We start from the raw sequence: 23,668 nt of genomic DNA on the forward strand, positions 1-23,668 counted from the left end.
GGTCTCAAGCTGCCTGTTTTGCCGTGACGAACGCCGCAAGGCTCGCCACGTTGGTGAAATGGTTGCGGGTGTCCTTGGCGTCGGCATCGATCTTGATGCCGTACTTTTTCTGGATGGCCAGGCCAAGTTCCAGGGCGTCGACCGAATCCAGGCCCAGGCCTTCGCCAAACAGCGTCTGGTCGTCGCCAATATCGTCGACGCTGATGTCTTCGAGGCCCAGGGCGTCGATGATCAGCAGTTTTATCTCACGGTGCAGATCGCTCATCTTCGGCGAGCTCCTTGATAAAAAAATGGTGCAGAAAGTCGTTGAGCTTGCGCGAGGCCTGCGGTGCAGGGCCTTGTGCGGCAAAGGTCTGTGGGTCTATATCGGCCCCGACGCGAAAACTGAAGTGAACACGGCGGCAGGGGATGCGATACCAGGGTTCGGCCTTGGTCAGCGTAGTCGGGCTGACCTTGATGATCACCGGGGTGAGAATTTTCGCACCCCGCAGTGCGATGGCCGCCGCGCCCCGATGGAAGGCCGGTGCCTGTCCGGGCTGGGTGCGGGTGCCCTCCGGGAAAATGATCAGGGTCTGCCCGTCTCGCAGCGCATCGGCGGCGGCATCGAGCATGTCCATGCTGCCGTCGTTGCTGATGTATTCGGTGCTGCGCAGCGGGCCGCGGGTGAAAGGGTTTTCCCACAGGCTTTTTTTCACCACGCAATTGGCGTGGCGCACCAGACCGATCAGGAACACCACGTCGATCAGCGACGGGTGGTTGGCGATGATCATCTGCCCCGGACGGCCAAGGCGCTCAGCACCCTGGATGTCGTAGGTCAGCACCCCGGTGCGGGCCATGAACCGGACGAAAAACCAGAACAGCCGACTGACGGTCTGCCGTGCCCGCTCCCGATGGGTCTTCGCGTCACCCGGCAGGCAACCCAGCAGCGGAAACACCAGCAGGCGCAGGCACAGCCCGCCCAGCCCGAACAGGGCGAAGCTGGTGGCGGTGGCCAGCAGACGCCAGTAGTAGGCGTCGCGGTTTTTTTCGGTCACGGGTTGCGTTGCCAGGTCCATACACGATTTTTCCAGGCATGTTGGCAAAGGGTTTGCTGGCCGAGCAGGGTTTGCAGCAGATTCAACGCGTGGGGCCATTGCGCTTTGGACAGTGCTTCCGGGGCGCTGTTCAGGGTCAGCCGCCAGTCGGTACCGGGGGTCAGCAGCAAACCCACCGCATACGGAAACGGCACATCATCGATCCACGCCGAATAGGCCTCGGGCGGCTGCTCTTCGGTGATCACCAGCAGCACGGCGGGAGCGCCTTCTTCCAGCAGGGCGGCGGCTTCCAGCACGCCGTGTTCGAGGCCGTCGCCAGCGGCGGCAAGGGCCGTCATCTCGCTGGTTTCGCCGCGCATGATCGACCACAGGCCGATGATCGCGTTGTGCACGGAGAGGCTGAACTGGGTCGGTGACAGCGGTTGTTCGTTGGCCAGGTCGCTGAGGATGTCGAACGTGCGCGGGGTTTCACCGTGGCGGGACACGAAGACCAGCGGCAGGTTTTCCCGACCGTCGGCCAGTGGCCAGCCGACACTGAAGGCCATCCGCGCCAGGCGGCTGAGACGGCGGCGCTGCATGGCGGGAAGGAACGACACATCGGGTGCGGCATCGCTGCTCGGGAGCACGACCGGCTGTCGGCTCCAGGCTTGCCAGGCGTCCACACTGTCGAGCCCGGGAGCCCAGGCGCGCCATTGGGCGATGTTGAAGTTGATCACGGACATTCATCCCGCCCCTGCGGGCTGTTTTTGACGCGGTTCTGCCAAAGCCACAGAGGTGCTGACCTTGCCGAAAGTGGCGTGGCGCTTGGCGCCGGGTGGCGCGCATTATCCCGGTGCGACGAGTGTGTAGCAAATGCTGGTTACATTTTGCGCGCTGAAATGGACCGAAGGGTACATGGCAAAAACTGTCACTTGGCCATTATCCGGATTGCGGCGGGATTGTCTGTCGGGCATATCGGCGGTCAATGGCGGCATTTGCGCCGTGTCCATTGAGATATTTGCGCCTGACCCTGTAGTCCGTGTCCGTGAAGGTAGCGAAGCGGGGTCGGGCACCACTACACTCGGTCATTCTTTGATACACGGAGGTTTTGTCATGCGGCGCGTGGTGTTCAATCAGAAAGGTGGCGTGGGCAAATCCAGCATCGCCTGCAATCTGGCGGCGGTCAGCGCCAGCGAAGGTTATCGCACGCTGTTGGTGGACCTCGATGCCCAGGCCAACTCCACTCAGTATCTGACCGGGCTCACCGGTGACGACATTCCGATGGGTATTGCCGACTTCTTCAAGCAGACCCTGTCTTCAGGCCCGTTCTCCAAGAAGAACAAGGCCGATATCTACGAAACCCCGTTCGACAACCTGCACATCATCACCGCCACGGCGGAACTGGCCGACTTGCAGCCCAAACTCGAGGCCAAGCACAAGATCAACAAGCTGCGTAAGTTGCTCGATGAGTTGAGCGAGGACTACGACCGTATCTACCTTGATACGCCGCCGGCCCTGAATTTTTATGCGGTTTCGGCGCTGATTGCTGCCGATCGGGTGTTGATTCCCTTCGATTGCGACAGCTTTTCCCGCCAGGCCTTGTACGGGCTGATGTCGGAGATCGAAGAGTTGAAGGATGACCACAACGAAGGCCTGGAAGTCGAAGGCATCGTGGTCAACCAGTTCCAGGCCAGGGCCAGCCTGCCGCAGCAGATTCTCGATGAATTGATCGCTGAAGGCTTGCCGGTGCTGCCGGTTTACCTCGCCAGCTCAGTGCGCATGCGCGAATCGCACCAGGCCAGCACACCGCTGATCCACCTCGATCCGCGACACAAGCTGACGCAGCAGTTCGTCGAACTGCACAACCTGCTGGAAGACGCCTGACCGTCTGAGCCAGCATCAAGAACTGTGGGAGCGAGCCTGCTCGCGATAGCGGTCTTTCATTCAAACCATTTGTTGAATGAGCAACCGTCATCGCGAGCAGGCTCGCTCCCACAGGGAATGTGCGCCGCGATCAGATGCCCTGGCTGCGCAGCCACGCCATCAGTTGCGGCAGCGGAAACGCCCCGCTCTGCCGCGCCACCTCACGGCCATTCCTGAACAGAATCAGGCTCGGAATCGAGCGGATCCCCAATTGCGCCGACAACTGCTGATTGGCCTCGCTGTCCAGCTTGGCCAGCCGGCACTTGCCTGCCAATTGCGCAGCGGCTTGCTCGAACACCGGCGCAAACGACTTGCACGGCCCGCACCAGTCCGCCCATACGTCCACCAGCAACGGCAGATCGCCTTTGATCTGGCTGGCGTAGTCGCCTTGCTTGAGTTCGAACGGCTTGCTCAACAGCACCTCTGACTTGCAGCGCCCGCATTTCGGGTGGTCGTTGAGGCGCTCGGCTGGAATGCGGTTGAGGCCGTTGCAGGAGGGGCAGGGGATGAGGAGTGGGTCGGTCATGATAGGGATCCGGAGGAGAACTGATGACTGCTAGTTGGAGACGTTTGCTCATATTTTCAATCGTGCAGTGTTCAGCACCGAGCCTAGGCTGAGAGATGCCGGCTGAGTCCGTTGGTCTGCCTGGCAGTATCGCAACTTGCGATATCTTTGATCTGTGATTAACTCCCCATAGCAGAATGCGATAAGGATGTTGCATGCATGTGTTTAGCGAAAAACCAATTCGAGAGGCCAAGGAAATGTGGCCACAGGCAGCAAGTGCATTGGCACAGTGGTTTCGTTTGGCAAAAAGAAGTAATCCCTGCGATTTCGCGGCGATGAAGTCAATTTTTCCTGCGACTGACAAGGTCGGTGAATTTCATGTTTTCGATATTGGAGGCAACAAACTGAGGTTGATCGCTTTCGTCAGTTATCGATCTCGGACGCTCTACATAAAGCATGTGCTTGATCACCGCGAATACGAGCGCGGTAAATGGAAGGAGGGAAAGGTATGAGCATTCTGATCAAGACGGTTGCCGAGCACTGGGAGTTTGTCTCGCCTTTGCTTCGAAAACCGAAAAGTGAAGAGGACTACGACAGGCTGGTGCGGGCTGTCGAAGAAATACTCGACATAACCGGTGATGATGAATCGCATCCATTGATGAGTCTGGTCGACATCATTAGTGACTGGATTGCGGAATGGGATCGCACGCATCACCCCATGGCCGAGGCGAGCGGCGAAGAAGTCCTCGGCTATATGATGCGCGAGCACGGCCTGACACAAAGCGACCTGCCGGGTGTCGGGACTCAATCGGTTGTTTCGGAAGTATTGAGTGGCAAGCGCAAGCTCAACCTGCGCCAAATCCGCTGGTTGGCCGAGCGCTTCAATGTACCGATCGACGTGTTTACCTGACCTTGATCACGACGAACAACTGATCTCCAAATGCTTTCCCCACTCCGGCGGCCGTTCCGCATAGCTCTCCATTCCAGGCTGTTCCTCGAATGGATTGCTCAACACCGCATGCAGTCGGCGAACCTCCGAATAGTCACCCTGTTCCGCCGCATCGATCGCCTTCTGCGCCAGGTAATTGCGCAGGATGTAGAGCGGATTCACCGCATGCATCCGCGCGCGGCGTTGTTCCTGATCGGTCGCACCATCGCGTGCAGCACGGTCGACGTAACGCTCGCCCCAGGCGTCGAAACCTCGGATATCCACAAAGTCATCGCGCAACCGGGCAACAGCCTGATCCGCTGATTCCTCACCCAGACGACGGAAGAACAAGGTGTAGTCGACACCACTGTTCTGCATCAATTGCAGCAGTTGTTCCAGCAGTTGCTGGTCCTCGTCCTCGGCCGTGGTGAAGCCCAGACGGCGGCGCATCAGGTCGAGGTAATGGGCCTGGAACAGCGGCAGGTACAGGCCAAGGGTTTCGCGCAGGGCTTCGACGCTGATGAACGGCGTCAGGGCCTGGGCCAGGGCGCTGAGGTTCCACTGGCCGACGGGCACCTGATTGCTGAACGAGTACCGGCCCTGATCATCGGAGTGGTTGCAGATGAAGTTCGCATCGAAGTCATCGAGGAAGGCGAACGGGCCGAAGTCGAAGGTGATGCCGAGGATCGACATGTTGTCGGTGTTCATCACCCCGTGGCAGAAACCGTAGGCCTGCCACTTGGCGATCAGCTCGGCGTTGCGCTCGACGATTTCGCGGAACATCGCCAGATACGGTTCCGGCTGTTCCAGGCATTCGGGGAAGTGCATCGCCAGCACGTGTTCGCCGAGCAACTTCTGCTGCTCGGGACGCTTGGTGTAATAGAAATATTCGAAATGGCCGAAGCGAACGTGGCTTGGCGCCAGCCGCAGCACCATCGCGGCGCGTTCCTGTTTCTCACGCCAGACCGGGGTGTCGGAACCGATCACGCACGCGGCGCGTGAAGACGGGATGTTCAGCGCATACAGCGCTTCGGAAGCGAGGAACTCGCGGATCGACGAACGCAGCACCGCACGACCATCTCCCATGCGCGAAAACGGTGTCTGTCCGGCGCCCTTGAGGTGCAAGTCCCAATGCTCGCCGGCCGCGTTGTAGACCTCGCCCAGCAGCAGCCCGCGACCATCGCCCAGTTGCGGGGTGTAGCCGCCGAATTGATGCCCGGAATAGACCATCGCCCGCGGCTCGGCATCGGCCCACAACTTGTGGCCGCCGAACAGTTCAGCGAATTCCTGGGTGTCGGCCGTCGCCGGATCCAGATCCAGCAGCGCCAGGGCCGCCGGGCTGGCGACCACCAGTCGCGGGTTGTCGATCGGTTCAGGCAGCACATGGGCCGAGAACGCGTCGCCCAGGCGGGCGAAGCGGTTGTCGAAGGTCAGTTCGTCGAGGGCTTTCAAGGGCCGGCTCCAGCAGAATGTCCGAGCATTCTGCTGGGATTAGTCGGGTTAGTCGAGTTTGGCGGGCGGCGGCTCTTGCAGCGGTTTTTGCTCGCCGCTGACGGGCACGATGGTTTTGCTGTCGTCTTCGACCGGCACCAGTTTGTACTCCTGGCCGTGGAGGTTTTTCAGGTAAACCTCCATCTGCCGGAACGAGATGTTGATGTGCTGCTTCTTGAACTCGCGGTTGATGAAGCGGTTGACCTCGTCGATCACCGGGTTGCGGTCACCGAGGTCGCGCACGTGCATGCGCAGTTCGTGGTCGAGGGTGCTTTCGCCGAAGTTGAGGAAGTACACATGCGGCTCGGGCTCCTTCAGCACGCGCGGGTTTTCCCGGGCGGCCTTGAGCAGCAATTCCTTGACCAGGTCCAGATCGGAACCGTAATCGACGCCGAGTTTCAGCGTCACCCGGGTGATGGTGTCGGTCAGCGACCAGTTGATCAGTTGCCCGGTGATGAACGTCTTGTTCGGGACAATGATGTCCTTGCGGTCGAAGTCGGTGATGGTCGTGGCGCGGATGCGGATCTTGCTCACCGTGCCAGACAGGTTGCCGATGGTGATGGTGTCACCGATCCGCACCGGACGTTCGAACAGGATCATGATGCCGGAGATGAAGTTCGCGAAGATCTCCTGCATACCGAAGCCGAGGCCGACCGACAGCGCCGCCACCAGCCATTGCAACTTGTCCCAGCTCACGCCGAGAGTCGACAGGGTCGAGACGAAACCGACCCCGGCGATCACGTACGACAGCAGCGTCGTGGTCGCGTAGGCACTGCCCTGGGCCAGATTGAGTTTCGACAGCACGAACACTTCCAGCAGGCCCGGCAAGTTGCGTGCGAGCGCAAAGGTGATACCGATGATGATCAGCGCGCCGAGCATGTCGCCGATGCTGATCGGCACCATGCTCATGTTGGCGCCGGTGCCGCTGGTGTATTCGTAGAGGGTGATGTTGTCGAGGTACGAGAACACCGTGATCAGGTCGGCCCAGACCCAGTACAGCGCGGCGATGAAACCGCCGAGCAGCGCCAGGCGAATCAGGCGCAGGGACTGTTCGTTGACCTTTTCGATGTCCAGGGTCGGTTCTTCGATCACCGCTTCTCCGTCGCCGGCTTCTTTCGCTGCCTGACGTTTGGCCAGGGCGCGCTGGTAGGCCAGGCGCCGTGCCGCGACCGCGAGGCCACGGACGAAGGTGGCTTCGATCACCAGCCAGAACATCAGCAGGTACAGGGTGTTGATCAAGCGGTCGCTGAGTTTCAGCGCGGTGTAGTAGTAGCCGAAGCACACCGCGACGAACAGCGCGATCGGCAGCAGCGTGAACATCACACCCACGGCCTTGCGGAACAGCGAGGCGTTTTCGTGGGCCGGGCTGCTGATCAGCAGTCGACTGAGCAGCCACCCCATCAGGGCGTAGCAGGTCAGCACCACCGGCATGCCGATGACGTCATCGGCCAGCGCCGCCGGTTGCAGCTCGGCAACCGCCACCACCGCCACAAGTGCCATCACCACCAGACCGAGGCGACGCACCCAGCCCTGTAGGAATTCGACCTGCGGTTTTTCCCAGCGGAAGTGCAGCTCGGCCACACCGCCCGGCGCGAGGATCCGGTAAGCGGTATAGAACACCAGCCACGCCTGACCCATTTGCAGCAGGGCTGCGCCCATGTTGGCGTTCTGGCCCCGGGCATCGATCTGCAGCGCCAGCCCGCACAACGCCAGGCCCAGCGCCACCGGCATCGCCAGCAGGATGTTGATCAGAATCGCCTGCGGCGTGTGCCACTGGCTGTCACGTTTGAAGTGTCCGATGTCCTGGTGAACCTTGTTCAGTCGTGAATACAACTGTTTGCGGCGCCACAGCAGCGCGCCGATCAGCAGCGCCAGCGGCAGGAACAGCAACGGGCGCTGGGTCAGGCCGTCGGTCAGTTCGCTCAGGCTCGAGGCCAGCGGCAGGGTGTCGATCTGGCGTTTCAGGCGTTCCGGCACGCCGCGAATCCACTCGTTGTCCAGCGGCTTGTTGCTGGGGATCCAGAACATCTGCTCGTCGAGGGTCGCGCGCAGGCTTTGCGCGGTGCTCAGCAGTTGCTTCTGGTTCAGTTGCAGGGTGATCGACTCGTTGAGCATCGCGCTCAGTTCGCGGCTCAGCCGCTCCAGTAGATCGACGCGGGTGTTGGCCAGCTCCAGCAAACTCTTGCGCAGCTGCGGCGTGACTTGCTCCGGCGGCTGGGTGGACAGCAGGGTGTCCACGTAAGTCGCCGGATTGCTCAACTGTTCGCGCTGTTGGTTGATTTCGAACTGGTACAGGCGAATGTCGGCGATCTGATCCGCCAGGTCGCGGTCGACCTTGAGGCGCGGCAGCGCCTGTTTCTGTTTATAGAGAATCTTCGACAGCAGCAGGCTGCCCTTGAGCACATTGATCTGCTCGTCGAGGGCCGAATCGCTCTGGGTCACGCTGTCCAGTTGCTGCTTGGTCTGCAGGTTCTGCTGGGTGAGTTCGTTGAGGCGGTCGGTGCTTTTGAGCAGATAGTCGGAGAGTTTGAGGTTGGCCGCGCTTTCAGTGGCGAGCAGGGTGCTGCTGCCGGACTTCTGAGCCTCGATCGACTGCTGCGTCACGGTTTCCTGAGACAGGGTCAGACGTTTCTGGTTGATCAGGGTTTGCAGTTCCTGAATCTCATGGTCCAGGCGGTCGGACTTTTCCGTGAGCAGGTCATGCTGGCTGTTGCCCAGATCCTGCAACTGGTTGTTGCCGGCCAGTTCCTGACGGCGCAGCGGGATCAGTGCATTGAGCGCCGACAGCTCGGCGTTGAGCAGGTCGCGTTGCTCGGCGCTCAGGGTCTTGCCGCTGTCCTTGCCGGTCTTGAGGATGCTGTTGATCTGCTGGATGCGCGTCTGGCTGCTGGCGATTTCTGCCTGGGCGCGCTCAGGGCGAGTCTGCGCAGTGATGATCAGGCTGTTGGCATCGGCCAAGGCTTTTTGCAGATCGCTTTGCTGGGTCGAGCGCTCGGTGAGTATCTGTTCCAGCTGCTGGATGTTTTCTTTGGTGAAGCGCTGCGCCACTGGCACCACAGGGGTGGCCTTGAGTCGCGTCAGTTCGCGCGCGTTCTCGATGGTCTGCTTCGGCGCGGTGGCCAACTGCTGCTTGAGGTCGCTCAGCTTCTGCTCGTAGTCACGCCGGTTGTTGAGCTGGTTCAGCGTGTTTTGCAGGAGCGTTTGCAGGGCCTTTTTGTCGGCCTCGGGCAGTTTGCTGTCGGTGAGCTTGTCCAGGTTGGCCTGCACGGCGTCGCTGGATGGCGGTTCTGCGGCGTGCAGCGGGCCGACAGTAAGACTCAGGCCCAGCAGGGCCGCGAGGAAAAAGGAGCGCAGGGTAGGCATAGAGACCGGTCAAGCAAGTGAGAGTGGAGGCAGTTTAGAGGAAGAGCCCGGGGCCCGGGCGACTTCCTTCGGGGAATCTGACGCCCACTTTGGCGATCTTGTTCCCGTCCATGACCGCAACCGTCCAGTGGGTGTTGTTCCATTCCACCTGGTCGCCCACGATCGGCGCACCGCCGACTTTCTGGGCAATGAAGTGGCCCAGGGTCATGTCTGGATCGATGCCATCGGCCGGAAGGCCGTACAGGGCCGCAACCGCTTTGAGCTGGGCGTCTCCTTCGAGTACGAAGTCGCCGAAGAAACGCAGATCGAGGCCCCGTTGCGGTGCCTGGCTGAACAGTTTTCCGAGGGCCGGCAAGTTGTGTTCATGGCCGATAACGCACAGCAAATCATCGACTTCCAGCACCGTACTACCCGACGGATGGAGCAGTTGCTGACCGCGAAACAGGGCTGCGATACGTGTGCCTTCGGGCATTTTCAGCTCCCGCAGGGGCGAACCGATGCACCATTTCTCCGCGCCGAGCTTGTAAACGAACAGCTCCCACTCGCTGGTGATGTGCACTTCCAGGGCCGAACGGGAGATCGGCGCAGGCTCCGGCGGCACCGTCACCTTGAGCAGTCTGGCCACCCACGGCAGGCTCGTGCCCTGCACCAGCAGCGACACCAGCACGATGAAGAACGCGAGGTTGAAGTACAGCTGCGCATTCGGCAGCCCGGCCATCAGCGGGAACACCGCGAGAATGATCGGTACCGCGCCACGCAGGCCGACCCAGGAAATGAAGGCCTTTTCGCGACCGTGGAACGCCTTGAACGGCAGCAACCCGACCACCACCGACAGTGGCCGTGCGAACAGAATCATCCACAGCGCCAGGCCCAGAGCAGGCAGGGCGATCGGCAGCAAGTCGTGAGGAGTAACCAGCAAGCCCAGCACCAGGAACATGCCGATCTGCGCCAGCCACGCCATGCCGTCGAGCATGTGCAGGATGCCGTGACGGCTGCGCACCGGACGGTTGCCGATCACCAGGCCGCACAGGTAAACGGCGAGGAAGCCGCTGCCGTGCAGGGCGTTGGTCAGGGCGAACACCACCAGGCCGCCGGCGATTACCAGGATCGGATAGAGGCCGGTGGCGAGGTTGATCCGGTTGACCAGTTGTAGCATCAGCCAGCCGCCGCCGAGGCCGATCACGCCACCGATGCCGAACTCGCGGATCAGGTGGGTCAACAGGCTCCAGTGCAGGCCGGTCTGGCCGCTGGCGAGCATGTCGATCAGGGTCACGGTGAGGAACACCGCCATCGGGTCGTTGCTGCCGGATTCGATTTCCAGGCTGGCGGTCACCCGTTCGTTCAGGCCCTTGCCGCCGAGCAGCGAGAACACCGCCGCGGCGTCCGTCGAGCCGACGATGGCGCCAATCAACAGGCCTTGAATCAGGTTCAGGTCGAACAGCCACGCAGCGGCCATGCCGGTGAGACCGGTGGTTATAAGGACGCCGACGGTGGCCAGCGACAAGGCCGGCCACAAGGCCACGCGGAAACTGGACACCCGGGTGCGCAAACCGCCGTCGAGGAGGATCACCGCCAGAGCGAGGTTGCCGACCAGATAGGCCGTCGGGTAGTTATCGAAAATGATGCCGCCGCCATCGACCCCGGCAGTCATGCCGACTGCAAGGATGATCACCAGAATCGGGATGCCGAGACGCGACGAAAGGGAACTGACAAGAATGCTCGCACCTACCAGCAACGCGCCGATCAAGAACAGGCTGTTGATGGTCGTCGCATTCAAAGGCAGTACTCCAGAAGCGGAAAGACGGGCACAAACTGACCATGCAGTCTGCGTGCCAGCGATTCTAACCTGTTGAAATGTGATGCTGTCAAAAAGCTTTTTGCGCGGAGTGCAAGATCGTTCCCACGGGCGTGGGAACGATCAGTCATGCGGAAGGTTACAGGCTGAACCGCCCAACCATATTGTTCAGATCCAGCGCCAGGCGCGACAGCTCGTTGCTCGCCGCACTGGTCTGATTCGCGCCGGTCGCCGATTGCACCGACAGATCGCGAATGTTCACCAGGTTGCGATCCACTTCCCGCGCTACCTGCGCCTGCTCTTCGGCGGCGCTGGCGATCACCAGGTTGCGCTCGTTGATTTCGACGATGGCCGTGTTGATGGTGTCCAGCGACAGGCCGGCGCCACGGGCGATGTTCAGGGTCGATTCGGCGCGTTCGGTGCTGTTGCGCATCGAATCCACGGCGTGTTCGGTGCCGCTCTGGATGCTGCCGATCATGCGCTCGATTTCGCTGGTCGATTGCTGAGTACGGTGCGCCAGGGCACGGACTTCGTCCGCCACCACGGCAAAACCGCGACCGGCTTCACCGGCACGGGCCGCTTCGATGGCAGCGTTCAGTGCCAGCAGGTTGGTCTGGTCGGCCAGGCCGCGAATCACGTCCAGCACCTTGCCGATGTCACGGGATTCGTTGGCCAGATCACCGATCAGGGTGGCGGTGCTCTGCACGTCGGCGCTCATGCGTTCGATGGCGCTGACGGTTTCCTGCACCAGGTCACGGCCGTCGCCGGCGGAGGTGGTGGCGTTCTTCGAGGCTTCCGAGGTGCTGACGGCGTTGCGTGCGACTTCTTCAACCGCGCTGGTCATCTCGTTGACTGCGGTGGCAGCCTGCTCGATTTCGTTGTTCTGCTGGGTCAGGCCACGGGCGCTTTCGTCGGTGACGCTGTTCAGCTCTTCGGCGGCGGAGGCCAGTTGGGTGGCCGAGCCGGAGATTCGCTGCAGGGTGTCGCGCAGCTTCGATTGCATCTTGGCCATGGCCGCCAGCAGGCGTCCGGCTTCGTCGGTGCCGTCAACGTGGATCGGCTGGGTCAAGTTGCCTTCGGCGATGGTTTCCGCCGCATCCAGCGCTTTGGAAATCGGCTTGGTGATGCTCAGGGTCAGCAGCCAGGCGAAGAGGAAGGTCAGGCCGGTCGCGATCACCAGCAGCGTCACCACCAGGCTGAAAGCCGAAGAAAACTGCTCGGCGGCTTGCTGGTTGGTGGTGCTGATCTGCTCGCCGTTGATTTGCATCAGACGGTTGAGCACCGAGTTCATCGCTTCGGAGTTGTCGAGCAACTGGGTGTTCAGCAGGTTGCGCAGTTCATCCACCTGATTGTTGCGCGACAGGGTTTTCATCCGGTCTTCGATCTGGCGGTACTGACCCAGCAACTGCACATATTGGTCATAGGCCGCACGTTCGGCCGGGCTGCCGATCAACGGCTCGTAATCGGTCTGGGCCTTGCGGATCTGCTGGTTGCGCATCTCCAGCAGTTCGATGGTTTTCTGCTGGATGTCCGGCTCGCGGTTCACCAGCAAACGGTACGACAGCACTCGCAGGCGCAGGGTCAGCTGAGTGAACTCGTCGAGGTTCTTGATGCTCGGCACGCTGGTGGTGGTGATGTTTTCGGCGGCGCCGCGGATCTTGCTCATCTGGTTCAGGGCGAACACACCGAGAATGAGCATCAGGCCGCCGATCAGGGCAAAACCGGTGAACGCCCGGGGGGCGATATTCATATTGCGAAGGGACATGGGGCGTATACCAGGAAGGGCCGCATCCATGCGGGCTGAGACTGCTGTTGGATGACTTATCGGTCATACGACTAAAGTCTTGAGCCGGTGCGCGTATTTGTCGCACTGAAGGCCGGGCGACGAAGTGCAGGAACCAGATCGGCAGATCACAGTCTCTAACACTCGCAGGAACGGTCGGCCACCAGGAAAATCAAGGCCTTGCGCCGGTTTAACCCTGGCATCCACGACGACTTTTCTTTATCGTACGCGCCCTTTGAAAATGCCCTGGAAGATCAAAATGTTGGAAGCATCCCTCAGCCAATTGGAACAGCTCGTCAGCGATCTGGTGCAACAGAACCAGACCCTCTCGGAAACCAACCAGACCCTGTCCACGGAACTGGCCCAGGCCAAGGATGAAAACGAAAGCCTGCAACTGAGCCTGATGGAGCAGGAAGAAAAACACGGCGCCACTGCCGCTCGCATCCAGGCCCTGGTTGATCGCGTCAACGCAGGTCCTGTCAGCGCATGAACCACGGCACAGCAGGGGTAAAAGTCGTCTCCATCATGGGGGAGGACTATTCGATCAAGGCACCGGCCGGGGAAGAACAGACCCTGCTGGACGCCGCATTGATGCTCAAGGCCGCACTGGCCGACACCAAACGCAAATACCCGACGCTGATCGGTGACCGCCTGCTGGTGCTGGCGGCGATGAATCTGTGCTCGCAGCAGATTGAAATGAAGAAGCAGCACCAGCAGGAACTCGAGCGTTACCAAGAGCAAGTCAGCGCCACGGTCGAGACCATCGCCAAGACCATCAATCAGGGTTGATGGGTTGCGCACAACCAAAGAATAAGATTGTCGATTGCGTTGTATACAATCGGCACGGCTGTTGCAGTGTTTCAGCCTCTTATTCTTTGGGGGGTGCTCCATGCAGTTCTGGCGTCGCAGTATTCAATGGCAGTTGATCCTCGGCATGGGCACCGCCCTGCTGGTCAGCATCCTGATCGTGGTTGGCATTTATACCCTGGTGGTCAACCGCCTCGCCCAGAGCTATCTGGTCGAGCAGGCGTTGCCGTCGAGCATCGAAGCGACGCGCAACGACATCGAGCGAATTCTCGTTCAACCCCTCACCGCCGCCAAAGACATTGCCAGCAATACGATGGTCCGCGATTGGCTGGCCAATGGCGAAGATTCCGCTAAAACGGCAGGCTTCGCGCAGTATCTGGAAGGCATCCGCGCCGAACACAAGGCGTTTACCGCGCTGATCATCGGCACGGAATCCAATCACTACATCACCGAAAAAGGCCTGGATCGCACCCTCAGCCGATCCAAATCGGCCGACGCCTGGTTTTACTCTTTCCTCGACAGCAATCAGCCCCGAACCCTGAACATCGACAACGACGGGGCAACCGGAGAGTTGGCGCTGTTCATCGATTTGAAGGTCGAGCAGGCCGGCAAAGTGGTCGGCGTTGCGGGGCTCGGGTTGAGCATGAAAGAGCTGTCGGAGCTGATCCACAACTTCAGCTTCGGCGAGCGCGGGAAGGTCTATCTCGTGCGTTCCGACGGTTTGATCCAGGTCCATCCCGAAGCACAGTTCAGCGGCAAGCGCACCTTGAGCGAGCAGATCGGCGCAAGCGCGGCACAAGCGGTCATGGGCCATAAAGTGGCGGCCAACAGCAGCTTCCAGCGTGACGGCGAAGACTTCCTCGCCTTCAGCCTGCCTTTGCGTGACCTCGGTTGGACCCTGGTGGCCGAAGTGCCGCAGTCACAGATCTACGCCGAAGCCCGCCGTGCGATGTGGATGAGCAGCGGCATCGGTCTGGCGGTGGCGCTGGTTTGTCTGGCGCTGGTGATCTGGCTGGCTCAGGGATTGGTGCGCCCGATTCGTCAGGTAACAGCCGCACTGGTAGCAATCGGTAGCGGTGGTGGAGATTTGACCCATCGGTTAGATTCCAGCCGCGCCGACGAGCTGGGCGACCTCGCTCGGGGCTTCAACCGTTTCCTCGACAGTCAGCGCGGGATGATCGCCGAGGTGCTGACCACCAGTGAGCGTCTGCGCGTTGCGGTCGGCCAAGTTGCCAGGGTTGTGGATAACACCGCCGAGCGCTCCGGTCGCCAGCAGGAAATGACCGACATGGTTGCCACCGCCGTCCACGAAATGGGCCTGACCGTGCAGGAAATCGCCCAGAACGCAGGCAACGCTGCGCTCGCCTCGCAAACGGCTCGCGATGAAGCGATGCAGGCGCGGGAAGTGGTCGGCAGTTCGATTCGCCATATAGAAAGCATGTCCGATGAAATCGGCGTCGCGGCGGGGGCGGTGGGTGAGTTGGCGCATCAGGTGGCGTCGATCGATCAAGTGTTGGCAGTGATTCGCGGTGTTTCCGAGCAGACCAATCTGCTGGCGCTGAATGCGGCGATTGAAGCGGCGCGGGCCGGGGACATGGGGCGTGGTTTTGCTGTGGTGGCCGATGAAGTGCGCACCTTGGCGCGCCGCACTCAGGCATCCACTGACGAAATCCAGCAGATGATCGGCAGCCTCAAGCAGGGGGCGGAGAATGCGGTGTCTTCAATGCGTACGGGACAGGCGGCAACCGGCACCGGCGTAGAGTCGAGCCAGCGTACGGGTGCGTCTTTGACCGCGATTACCGGGCAGGTCGAGCGCATCAGCGACATGAACCATCAGGTGGCGACGGCGACGGAGGAGCAGTCGGCGGTGACCGAGGAGATCAACCGCAACGTGCAGGGGATTTCCGATCTGGCGCGGGCGACGGCGGGAGAGGTTCGGGCTTGTCGTGAGGATTGTCAGATGCTGCAGCGGCTGGCGGATGATCTGGCGCGGCAGATGGGTGGGTTCAAACTTACCTGATTAGTTGATCGTTCCCACGCAACGCGTGGGAACGATCATCAACGGGTCAGAACCACGCGTCCTGCATTGCAAGGCACGTATCATCCCGAGCCTCCAGCAACGCCAGCTCATGATGGCAACCCGGCACTTCCCACGTCAGGAAATACCGCGCCGCCTGCAACTTGCCCTTATAGAAGTCGGTATCCGCCGCATTCCCCTTGGCCAACCCTTCTTCGGCCCGAATCGCCTGCTCCAGCCAGCGCCAGCCAATCACCGTGTGCCCGAACACTTTCAGGTACAGCGCCGAATTCGCCAGGCTGCTGTTGACCTTGCCCTGGGCCAGATCCGTCAGCAAGCCGATGGTCACGCTCTGCAGGCGTGCGACCAGTTTCTCCAGCGGCTCACGCAATGCGGTCAACGATTCGTACGCCACCGCGCGTTCGGCCGTGTCGGCAATCAGGCGAATCAGTTGCTTGAGCCCGGCGCCACCGTTTTGCGCCAGTTTGCGTCCCAGCAGATCAAGGGACTGAATGCCGTGGGTGCCTTCGTGGATCGGATTCAGGCGATTGTCGCGGTAGTACTGTTCCACCGGGTATTCGCGGGTGTAGCCGTGGCCGCCGAGAATCTGGATCGCCAGTTCGTTGGCCTTGAGGCAGAACTCCGATGGCCAGGATTTGACGATCGGCGTCAGCAGGTCCAGCAATTCATGGGCCTGTTTGCGCCCGGCTTCGGTTTCCAGCGTGGTGGTGTCATCGAACAGCCGCGCCGCGTACAGGCCAAGATCGAACGCACCTTCGACGTAGGACTTCTGCGTCAGCAGCATGCGTCTGACATCCGCGTGCTGAATGATCGCCACCGGCGCCGTCGTCGGGTCCTTGCTGTCCGGCACACGGCCCTGTGGACGTTCGCGGGCATACTCCAACGAGTACAGGTAACCGGCGTAACCGAGCATCACCGCGCCCATGCCGACGCCAATCCGCGCCTCGTTCATCATCTGGAACATGTAGCTCAAACCGTGATGCGGCTTGCCCACCAGATAGCCGACACACTCGCCGTTATCGCCGAAGTTCAGCGCGGTCGAGGTCGTTCCGCGCCAGCCCATCTTGTGGAACAGCCCGGCCAGCAGCACGTCATTGCGCTTGCCGAGGCTGCCGTCATCGTTGACCAGAAACTTGGGCACGATGAACAGCGAAATTCCCTTCACCCCGGCTGGCGCGTCCGGCAATTTGGCCAGCACCATGTGCACGATGTTTTCCGAGAGCGGGTGATCGCCGCCGGAGATGAAGATCTTGTTGCCCTTCAGGCGATAAGTGCCGTCGGACGCCGGTTCTGCGCGGGTACGAATATCCGACAGCGACGACCCGGCATGGGGTTCGGTCAGGGCCATGGTGCCGAAGAAGCGACCGTCGATCATCGGTTGCAGGAAGCGCTGCTTCTGCTCGTCGGTGCCGAAGCTTTCGATCAGGTTGGCCGCGCCCATTGTCAGGAACGGGTACGAGGTCGACGCCGCGTTGGCCGACTGAAAGTGGGCGAAGCAGGCCTGGGACAACAATGTAGGCAGTTGCATGCCGCCAGCGTCGAAACTGCGCGCGGCGTTGAGGAATCCGGCTTCGAGGAAGGCATCCACCGCCGGTTTCACTTCGGGAATCAGAATCGCCTGACCGTTCTCGTAGCGCGGCTCGTTTTCGTCACCCTTGCGGTTGTGCGGTGCGAAGTACTTTTCGGCGATGTTGCGCGCCGTGCCGATGGCGGCATCGAAGGTTTCGCGGTTGTGTTCGGCAAACCGCTCGCGCCGGGTCAGGCCCTCGGCATCGAGGACTTCGTACAGCTCGAAAGCCAGATTGCGGGAACTGAGCAGCGTCTCGGACATGGCGGCCTACCTTTTTTTGGAATGGACCGAGTCTAGGCTTGCGAATAAAGGCTGAACAGGAAGATTGATAACGGTGATGGAGAGGCAAAAAAAATGGGCGCCGGTGAGGGCGCCCATTTTTTATGTTGCTGACAGAGTCGGCGATTAACCGATGGTCATCAGGCTGGCGTTACCGCCCGCTGCTGCGGTGTTGACGCTCAATGCGCGCTCGATCACCAGGCGCTCCAGCGCAATGTTGGTCTCGCCCTGGGACAGGCCCTGAACCCCGACGATGGCGCCGGCACGCTTGGCGATCTGCTGGCAGACCGCACGCAACTGGTCGGAATGGCCGTGATGCAGAACCGCGTCGAACACCACGTCATCCTTGTTCCAGTCGGAAACCAGCTTGATCCGCGCCTGAATCTCCTTCGGCAGGCGTGCGAACAATGCCTTGCTGGTGTCGGATTCCGGCCAGACCGCCGAACCGCCCACTGCCAGTACCGCAGCGAGTTGGGTCAGCAGGTCACCTTCGATGTCCGCCAGGCACAGCACGTGCTCGCGCGGCAGGATCGCGTAGCTGTTCTTCTCGCCGGTCGGGCCGGCCAGTACGCGGGTGATACCGCTTTGCGACTGGGCTGCGTATTGCACGCACAGAGTGCTCAGGTCGGCGAACTTGTTGCTGTCGGCCCAGGCTTTCAGGGCGACCAGCGGTTTGCTCAGGGCGTCACGCAGACGAACATCCGGTGCCACGGCTGCATCACCGCGAGCGAAGGATTGTTCGATGGCATCGGTAGGACGCGTCGACAGCAAACGGTACAGGTACAGCGGACCACCGGCCTTCGGACCAGTACCCGACAGGCCTTCACCACCGAACGGCTGGACGCCGACCACGGCACCCACGATGTTGCGGTTGACGTAGACGTTACCGGCGTTGACGTTGTCGATCACCTTGGCGATGGTCTCGTCGATGCGGGTGTGCACGCCGAGGGTCAGTCCGTAACCGGAGGCGTTGATCTGGGCGATCAACTGGTCGATTTCTTTACGCTTGTAGCGCACCACGTGCAGCACCGGGCCGAAGATCTCGCGTTGCAGCTCGTCGAAGCTTTCCAGTTCGATCAGGGTCGGCATGACGAAGGTGCCGCGTTTGACTTCCTCGGTATCGGCGATAGCCACCTGGTACACGTTGCGACCTTTGTCGCGCATGCCCTGGATGTGCTTCTCGATGCCGGCCTTGGCTTCGGCGTCGATCACCGGGCCGATGTCCACGGACAGGCGCTCCGGGTTGCCAAGACGGCTTTCAGCCATCGCACCTTTAAGCATTTCGATGACGCGATCAGCCGAATCTTCCTGCAAGCACAGGACGCGCAGGGCCGAGCAACGTTGACCGGCGCTGTCGAAGGCCGACGACACCACGTCGATCACCACCTGTTCGGTCAGTGCCGAAGAGTCGACGATCATCGCGTTCTGGCCGCCGGTTTCGGCGATCAGCGGAATCGGACGGCCCTGGTTGTCGAGGCGACCGGCAATGTTGCGTTGCAACAGGCGCGCGACTTCGGTGGAACCGGTGAACATCACGCCTTTGACGCGCTCGTCACCCACCAGGCCGGCACCGACGGTTTCACCGCGACCCGGCAGCAGTTGCAGCACGCCTTCCGGGATCCCGGCTTCGAGCAGCAGGCGTACGGCTTGTGCAGCCACCAGCGGAGTTTGTTCGGCCGGTTTGGCCAGGACCGGGTTACCGGCGGCCAGTGCGGCGGCGACTTGACCGCTGAAGATTGCCAGCGGGAAGTTCCACGGGCTGATGCAGACCACCGGGCCCAGTGGGCGGTGGGCGTCGTTGCTGAAATCGTTGCGGGCCTGCACTGCGTAATAACGCAGGAAGTCGACCGCTTCGCGGACTTCGGCGATGGCGTTGGCGAAGGTCTTGCCGGCTTCGCGAGCCAGCAGGCCCATCAGCGGCTGAATCTCGCCTTCCATCAAGTCGGCGGCACGTTCCAGAATCGCGGCGCGTTCGGCCGGCGGGGTGGCCTGCCAGATCGGTGCAGCGTTCAGGGCGCATTGAATGGCGTTGTCGACGTCTTCGACGGTGGCTTCCTGCACATGGCCGACCACGTCACGCAGATCGGACGGGTTCAGGACTGGTGCCGGTGCTTCGTTGCTGGAGGCGCAACCGAGCATCGGCGCGGCTTTCCAGTGGTTGTGCGCGGTCGCCAGCAGGGCGCAGGACAGCGATGCCAGACGATGTTCGTTGGCCATGTCGATACCGCTGGAGTTGGCGCGCTCGGAACCATAAAGGTCACGCGGCAGCGGAATGCGCGGGTGCGGCAGGCCGAAACCACCTTCCACGGTCGCCATTTGCTCGATCTGCGCAACTGGATCGGCCACCAGTTCCTGAATCGAAATCGACTGGTCGGCGATGCGGTTGACGAACGAAGTGTTGGCGCCGTTTTCCAGCAGGCGACGCACGAGGTACGCCAGCAGGGTTTCGTGGGTACCGACCGGAGCGTACACACGGCACGGGCGGTTCAGCTTGCCTTCGGAGACTTTGCCTACAACCTGCTCGTACAGCGGTTCGCCCATGCCGTGCAGGCACTGGAATTCGTACTGGCCCGGGTAATAGTTCTGACCGGCAATGTGATAAATCGCCGACAGGGTGTGGGCGTTGTGCGTGGCGAACTGCGGGTAGATGACTTCCGGCACCGACAGCAGTTTGCGGGCGCAGGCGATGTAGGAAACGTCGGTGTACACCTTGCGGGTGTAGACCGGATAGCCTTCCAGACCTTCGACCTGGGCGCGCTTGATTTCGCTGTCCCAGTACGCGCCTTTCACCAGACGGATCATCAGGCGATGACGGCTGCGGCGAGCCAGGTCGATCACGTAGTCGATCACATACGGGCAACGCTTCTGGTAGGCCTGGATCACGAAGCCGATGCCGTTCCAGCCCGTCAGTTGCGGCTCGAAGCACAGGCGTTCGAGCAGATCCAGCGACAGCTCCAGGCGGTCGGCTTCTTCGGCGTCGATGTTCAGGCCGATGTCGTATTGCTTGGCCAGCAGGGTCAGCGACAGCAGGCGCGGATACAGCTCATCCATCACGCGCTCGTACTGGGCGCGGCTGTAACGCGGGTGCAGGGCCGACAGTTTGATCGAGATGCCCGGGCCTTCATAAATCCCACGGCCGTGAGAGGCTTTGCCGATCGAATGAATGGCTTGTTCGTACGAGGCCAGGTACTTCTGGGCGTCGTGTTCGGTCAGCGCCGCTTCACCGAGCATGTCGTAGGAATAGCGGAAACCCTTGGCTTCGAACTTGCTCGCGTTGGCCAGGGCTTCGGCGATGGTTTCGCCGGTCACGAACTGCTCGCCCATCAAGCGCATGGCCATGTCGACGCCCTTGCGGATCATCGGCTCGCCGCTCTTGCCGATGATGCGGCTCAGGGACGAAGTCAGGCCGGCTTCGTTGTGAGTCGACACCAGTTTGCCGGTCAGCAGCAGACCCCAGGTCGCCGCGTTGACGAACAGCGACGGGCTGTTGCCCAGGTGCGGCTGCCAGTTGCCGGTGCTGATCTTGTCGCGGATCAGTGCATCGCGAGTGCCTTTGTCCGGGATACGCAACAGCGCTTCGGCCAGGCACATCAGCGCCACACCTTCCTGGGACGACAGGGAAAATTCCTGCAGCAGGCCCTGAACAATGCCTGCACGACCGCCGGCACTCTTCTGGTTACGCAGTTTTTCCGCGATGGAGGCGGCAAGTTTGTTGGTGGCTTCGGCCATCGGTGCCGGCAGGCGAGCCTGCTCGATCAGCATCGGCACCACTTCCGGCTCAGGGCGACGGTACGCGGCGGTGATCGAGGCGCGCAGCACCGATTGCGGCAGGATGCTTTCGGCGAATTCGAGGAAACATTGGTGGGCGTGATCGGTGTGGACTTCGCCTGCCTCGTCGGCATCCTTGGCGGTCAAACCGTTCAGCTCGGTCAGGGTTGCACCACCCTCGAGTTTTTCCAGGTAATTGAAAATTGCCTGCTTGATCAGCCAGTGCGGCGTGCGATCAATCGAGGTTGCGGCGGCCTTCAGGCGCTCGCGGGTCGGGTCGTCAAGTTTGACCCCAAGGGTGGTGGTAGCCATATTTTTATCCTCATAGGTGCCGCAGTTGCGCGACAACAGCTGGCGGCAAGATTAGCCGTGAGCTTGCAGAGGTGCAACCGGGTGCAACCCTTTTTTTGTCGGAATATTCGGCAGCTTGTCAGGAATAAATTTCAGCTTCGCGATGACCGCTCTAGATAGGTGCTTTCAAGGAAGATGGAGGGGTGTCACTGCGCCGGAACAGTGCAAAATAGGCGGTTTGCAGTCGAAAAAACGACGTAGGTGCAACTAATTCTCAAGAAACTGGTTGCACCTGTTTTGCTTTGTTGCATAGGATTCGCGCCCAAGGTGCAACCGGGGAACCCGGTGTACCGGCCAATGGCTTTCCTGGGGAAACATTGGTCATAAATGCGCGGCCGTGCGAATCGTCTGTCAGACGTCAGTCTGCAAACGGTGCAACCGCCGCCGCTACATAAAAACAAAGCCAGGGCACGTACGTAATGAGCGCAAGCAATCCAACCCTGATCACGTTCGTGATCTACATCGCAGCAATGGTGCTGATCGGCTTCATGGCCTATCGCTCCACCAACAACCTTTCCGACTACATTCTGGGCGGCCGCAGCCTGGGCAGCGTGGTGACCGCATTGTCCGCCGGCGCTTCCGACATGAGCGGCTGGTTGCTGATGGGCCTGCCGGGCGCCATCTACATGTCCGGCCTGTCCGAAAGCTGGATCGCCATCGGCCTGATCGTCGGTGCCTACCTGAACTGGCTGTTCGTCGCCGGCCGTCTGCGTGTTCAAACCGAACACAACGGCGATGCGCTGACCCTGCCGGACTACTTTTCCAGCCGTTTCGAAGACAAAAGCGGCCTGCTGCGGATCATTTCGGCGGTGGTGATTCTGGTGTTCTTCACCATCTACTGCGCTTCCGGCATCGTGGCCGGCGCCCGTCTGTTCGAAAGCACCTTCGGCATGTCCTACGAGACCGCGCTGTGGGCCGGTGCTGCGGCGACAATTGCCTACACCTTCGTCGGCGGTTTCCTCGCGGTAAGCTGGACCGACACCGTGCAAGCCACCCTGATGATCTTCGCGCTGATCCTGACGCCGATCATCGTGCTGCTGGCCACCGGCGGCGTGGACACCACGTTCCTGGCCATCGAAGCCAACGATCCTGGCAACTTCGACATGCTCAAAGGCACCACTTTCATCGGCATTATTTCGCTGATGGGCTGGGGCTTGGGTTACTTCGGTCAGCCGCACATCCTGGCGCGCTTCATGGCCGCTGACTCGGTGAAATCCATCGCCAACGCCCGTCGCATCTCCATGACCTGGATGATCCTGTGCCTGGGCGGCACCGTGGCTGTGGGTTTCTTCGGTATCGCTTACTTCTCGGCCAACCCGGACGTGGCAATGCCCGTGAGCGAGAACCACGAGCGTGTGTTCATCGAACTGGCGAAGATCCTCTTCAACCCGTGGATTGCCGGTGTCCTGCTGTCGGCCATTCTGGCGGCGGTGATGAGCACCCTGAGCTGCCAGTTGCTGGTGTGCTCCAGCGCCCTGACCGAAGACTTCTACAAAACCTTCCTGCGCAAATCCGCCTCGCAAGTCGAGCTGGTATGGGTCGGCCGCGCCATGGTGTTGCTGGTTGCACTGATCGCTATCGCGATGGCGGCCAACCCGGAAAACCGCGTGCTGGGCCTGGTGTCCTACGCCTGGGCTGGTTTCGGCGCAGCGTTCGGTCCAGTCGTACTGATCTCGGTAATCTGGAAGAAGATGACCCGCGACGGCGCACTGGCCGGCATCCTGGTCGGCGCGATCACCGTGATCGTGTGGAAGCATTTCGAAGTGCTCGGCCTGTACGAAATCATCCCGGGCTTCATCTTCGCCAGCCTGGCGATCTACTTCGTCAGCCTGCTGGGCCAGCCGAGCACCGGCATGGTTCAACGCTTTGAAGCGGCCGAGAAGGATTTCCATCTGAACAAGTGATGGAAATGAGCTGAGGCTCACAAGAAAACGGCCCGTTTCCTACCAGGAAGCGGGCCGTTTTTTATTGCCTGCGATTTTTCTGAAGGAAAAGTCTGTAGTCGGATGCGCCGATTTTTGAAGGGGAGATCGAAGTTTCAAGTAGGGGAAATC

General features: G+C 61.0%; 17 protein-coding genes and 1 pseudogene. 8 read left to right on the top strand and 10 right to left on the bottom strand.

Going from position 1 to position 23,668, the window contains the following annotated elements; translation table 11 throughout:
• Nucleotides 1-4: 4 nt before the first annotated feature.
• Genes AC07VV_RS17365 through AC07VV_RS17375 form a run of 3 tightly spaced genes read right to left on the bottom strand, consistent with a single transcriptional unit; the run spans nucleotide 5 to nucleotide 1,756 of the window.
• The gene (locus AC07VV_RS17365; RefSeq protein ID WP_085711082.1) at nucleotides 5-265 is read right to left on the bottom strand and encodes a phosphopantetheine-binding protein; all 261 of its coding nucleotides are present in this window, start codon (nucleotides 263-265) and stop codon (nucleotides 5-7) included.
• The gene (locus AC07VV_RS17370; RefSeq protein WP_495036920.1) at nucleotides 246-1,055 is read right to left on the bottom strand and encodes a lysophospholipid acyltransferase family protein; all 810 of its coding nucleotides are present in this window, start codon (nucleotides 1,053-1,055) and stop codon (nucleotides 246-248) included. Before AC07VV_RS17370 ends, AC07VV_RS17365 begins: the two co-directional genes overlap by 20 nt.
• Nucleotides 1,031-1,756 carry a beta-ketoacyl synthase chain length factor gene (locus tag AC07VV_RS17375; protein WP_495036921.1) on the bottom strand — a complete coding sequence of 242 codons (726 nt, stop codon included), beginning with the start codon at nucleotides 1,754-1,756 and terminating at the stop codon, nucleotides 1,031-1,033. The genes AC07VV_RS17370 and AC07VV_RS17375 overlap by 25 nt, the downstream gene beginning before the upstream one ends.
• A gap of 370 nt (nucleotides 1,757-2,126) precedes the next feature.
• Between AC07VV_RS17375 and AC07VV_RS17380 the strand changes: the two genes are divergently transcribed.
• Nucleotides 2,127-2,897, top strand: coding sequence for a ParA family protein (locus tag AC07VV_RS17380; RefSeq protein ID WP_096819891.1), 771 nt, complete (start codon nucleotides 2,127-2,129; stop codon nucleotides 2,895-2,897).
• A 130-nt stretch (nucleotides 2,898-3,027) separates the two neighbouring features.
• Here the strand turns inward: AC07VV_RS17380 and trxC are convergent, their stop codons facing one another.
• Nucleotides 3,028-3,462 (bottom strand): thioredoxin TrxC, encoded by a 435-nt coding sequence (gene trxC / locus AC07VV_RS17385; protein WP_495036922.1) that lies wholly within the window; start codon nucleotides 3,460-3,462, stop codon nucleotides 3,028-3,030.
• 194 nt (nucleotides 3,463-3,656) lie between these two features.
• Here trxC and AC07VV_RS17390 point away from each other — a divergent pair, with 194 nt between their 5' ends.
• The gene (locus AC07VV_RS17390; protein WP_134825235.1) at nucleotides 3,657-3,953 is read left to right on the top strand and encodes a type II toxin-antitoxin system HigB family toxin; all 297 of its coding nucleotides are present in this window, start codon (nucleotides 3,657-3,659) and stop codon (nucleotides 3,951-3,953) included.
• Nucleotides 3,950-4,351 carry a helix-turn-helix domain-containing protein gene (locus tag AC07VV_RS17395; RefSeq protein WP_495036923.1) on the top strand — a complete coding sequence of 134 codons (402 nt, stop codon included), beginning with the start codon at nucleotides 3,950-3,952 and terminating at the stop codon, nucleotides 4,349-4,351. Before AC07VV_RS17390 ends, AC07VV_RS17395 begins: the two co-directional genes overlap by 4 nt.
• A gap of 6 nt (nucleotides 4,352-4,357) precedes the next feature.
• Here AC07VV_RS17395 and selO read toward each other — a convergent pair whose 3' ends face one another.
• From selO to AC07VV_RS17415, 4 genes are all read right to left on the bottom strand, one after another.
• Nucleotides 4,358-5,821 carry a protein adenylyltransferase SelO gene (selO, locus tag AC07VV_RS17400; RefSeq protein WP_495036924.1) on the bottom strand — a complete coding sequence of 488 codons (1,464 nt, stop codon included), beginning with the start codon at nucleotides 5,819-5,821 and terminating at the stop codon, nucleotides 4,358-4,360.
• A gap of 48 nt (nucleotides 5,822-5,869) precedes the next feature.
• A complete protein-coding gene (gene mscK, locus AC07VV_RS17405; protein WP_495036925.1) occupies nucleotides 5,870-9,223 on the bottom strand; it encodes a mechanosensitive channel MscK in 3,354 nt (1,117 codons plus the stop codon).
• Nucleotides 9,224-9,257: 34 nt separating this feature from the next.
• Complete coding sequence (locus tag AC07VV_RS17410) at nucleotides 9,258-11,000, bottom strand: potassium/proton antiporter (protein WP_457380382.1); 1,743 nt, start codon at nucleotides 10,998-11,000, stop codon at nucleotides 9,258-9,260.
• Between the two features lie 157 nt (nucleotides 11,001-11,157).
• Complete coding sequence (locus AC07VV_RS17415) at nucleotides 11,158-12,783, bottom strand: methyl-accepting chemotaxis protein (RefSeq protein WP_096819885.1); 1,626 nt, start codon at nucleotides 12,781-12,783, stop codon at nucleotides 11,158-11,160.
• A 277-nt stretch (nucleotides 12,784-13,060) separates the two neighbouring features.
• On the opposite strand from AC07VV_RS17415, the gene AC07VV_RS17420 reads away from it, so the two are divergent.
• The 4 genes and pseudogenes from AC07VV_RS17420 (at nucleotide 13,061) to AC07VV_RS17435 (ending at nucleotide 15,628) form a co-directional block, all read left to right on the top strand.
• Nucleotides 13,061-13,291: a hypothetical protein gene (locus AC07VV_RS17420; RefSeq protein WP_007952320.1), complete on the top strand. Its 231-nt coding sequence runs from the start codon at nucleotides 13,061-13,063 to the stop codon at nucleotides 13,289-13,291.
• The gene (locus tag AC07VV_RS17425; RefSeq protein ID WP_096819884.1) at nucleotides 13,288-13,590 is read left to right on the top strand and encodes a cell division protein ZapA; all 303 of its coding nucleotides are present in this window, start codon (nucleotides 13,288-13,290) and stop codon (nucleotides 13,588-13,590) included. The genes AC07VV_RS17420 and AC07VV_RS17425 overlap by 4 nt, the downstream gene beginning before the upstream one ends.
• A 145-nt stretch (nucleotides 13,591-13,735) precedes the next feature.
• Nucleotides 13,736-14,761, top strand: a pseudogene (locus AC07VV_RS17430) (cache domain-containing protein); the annotation flags it as partial.
• A 135-nt stretch (nucleotides 14,762-14,896) separates the two neighbouring features.
• Nucleotides 14,897-15,628 carry a methyl-accepting chemotaxis protein gene (locus tag AC07VV_RS17435; RefSeq protein WP_495037065.1) on the top strand — a complete coding sequence of 244 codons (732 nt, stop codon included), beginning with the start codon at nucleotides 14,897-14,899 and terminating at the stop codon, nucleotides 15,626-15,628.
• A 46-nt stretch (nucleotides 15,629-15,674) separates the two neighbouring features.
• Here the strand turns inward: AC07VV_RS17435 and AC07VV_RS17440 are convergent, their stop codons facing one another.
• Both AC07VV_RS17440 and putA read right to left on the bottom strand, forming a co-directional pair.
• Complete coding sequence (locus tag AC07VV_RS17440; RefSeq protein ID WP_495036926.1) at nucleotides 15,675-17,477, bottom strand: acyl-CoA dehydrogenase; 1,803 nt, start codon at nucleotides 17,475-17,477, stop codon at nucleotides 15,675-15,677.
• 144 nt (nucleotides 17,478-17,621) lie between these two features.
• Nucleotides 17,622-21,575: a trifunctional transcriptional regulator/proline dehydrogenase/L-glutamate gamma-semialdehyde dehydrogenase gene (gene putA, locus AC07VV_RS17445; RefSeq protein WP_495036927.1), complete on the bottom strand. Its 3,954-nt coding sequence runs from the start codon at nucleotides 21,573-21,575 to the stop codon at nucleotides 17,622-17,624.
• 458 nt (nucleotides 21,576-22,033) lie between these two features.
• Here putA and putP point away from each other — a divergent pair, with 458 nt between their 5' ends.
• Nucleotides 22,034-23,518 carry a sodium/proline symporter PutP gene (putP, locus tag AC07VV_RS17450; RefSeq protein WP_495036928.1) on the top strand — a complete coding sequence of 495 codons (1,485 nt, stop codon included), beginning with the start codon at nucleotides 22,034-22,036 and terminating at the stop codon, nucleotides 23,516-23,518.
• Nucleotides 23,519-23,668: the final 150 nt, after the last annotated feature.

It is taken from the genome of Pseudomonas sp. GW821-FHT02C04 (assembly GCF_059421845.1).

Coding starts and splice junctions, on each gene's coding strand:
- AC07VV_RS17365 (WP_085711082.1), bottom strand. CDS start 265: ATGAGCGATCTGCACCGTGAGATAAAACTGCTGATCATCGACGCCCTG.
- AC07VV_RS17370 (WP_495036920.1), bottom strand. CDS start 1,055: ATGGACCTGGCAACGCAACCCGTGACCGAAAAAAACCGCGACGCCTAC.
- AC07VV_RS17375 (WP_495036921.1), bottom strand. CDS start 1,756: ATGTCCGTGATCAACTTCAACATCGCCCAATGGCGCGCCTGGGCTCCC.
- AC07VV_RS17380 (WP_096819891.1), top strand. CDS start 2,127: ATGCGGCGCGTGGTGTTCAATCAGAAAGGTGGCGTGGGCAAATCCAGC.
- trxC (WP_495036922.1), bottom strand. CDS start 3,462: ATGACCGACCCACTCCTCATCCCCTGCCCCTCCTGCAACGGCCTCAAC.
- AC07VV_RS17390 (WP_134825235.1), top strand. CDS start 3,657: ATGCATGTGTTTAGCGAAAAACCAATTCGAGAGGCCAAGGAAATGTGG.
- AC07VV_RS17395 (WP_495036923.1), top strand. CDS start 3,950: ATGAGCATTCTGATCAAGACGGTTGCCGAGCACTGGGAGTTTGTCTCG.
- mscK (WP_495036925.1), bottom strand. CDS start 9,223: ATGCCTACCCTGCGCTCCTTTTTCCTCGCGGCCCTGCTGGGCCTGAGT.
- AC07VV_RS17415 (WP_096819885.1), bottom strand. CDS start 12,783: ATGTCCCTTCGCAATATGAATATCGCCCCCCGGGCGTTCACCGGTTTT.
- AC07VV_RS17420 (WP_007952320.1), top strand. CDS start 13,061: ATGTTGGAAGCATCCCTCAGCCAATTGGAACAGCTCGTCAGCGATCTG.
- AC07VV_RS17425 (WP_096819884.1), top strand. CDS start 13,288: ATGAACCACGGCACAGCAGGGGTAAAAGTCGTCTCCATCATGGGGGAG.
- AC07VV_RS17435 (WP_495037065.1), top strand. CDS start 14,897: ATGGTTGCCACCGCCGTCCACGAAATGGGCCTGACCGTGCAGGAAATC.
- AC07VV_RS17440 (WP_495036926.1), bottom strand. CDS start 17,477: ATGTCCGAGACGCTGCTCAGTTCCCGCAATCTGGCTTTCGAGCTGTAC.
- putA (WP_495036927.1), bottom strand. CDS start 21,575: ATGGCTACCACCACCCTTGGGGTCAAACTTGACGACCCGACCCGCGAG.
- putP (WP_495036928.1), top strand. CDS start 22,034: ATGAGCGCAAGCAATCCAACCCTGATCACGTTCGTGATCTACATCGCA.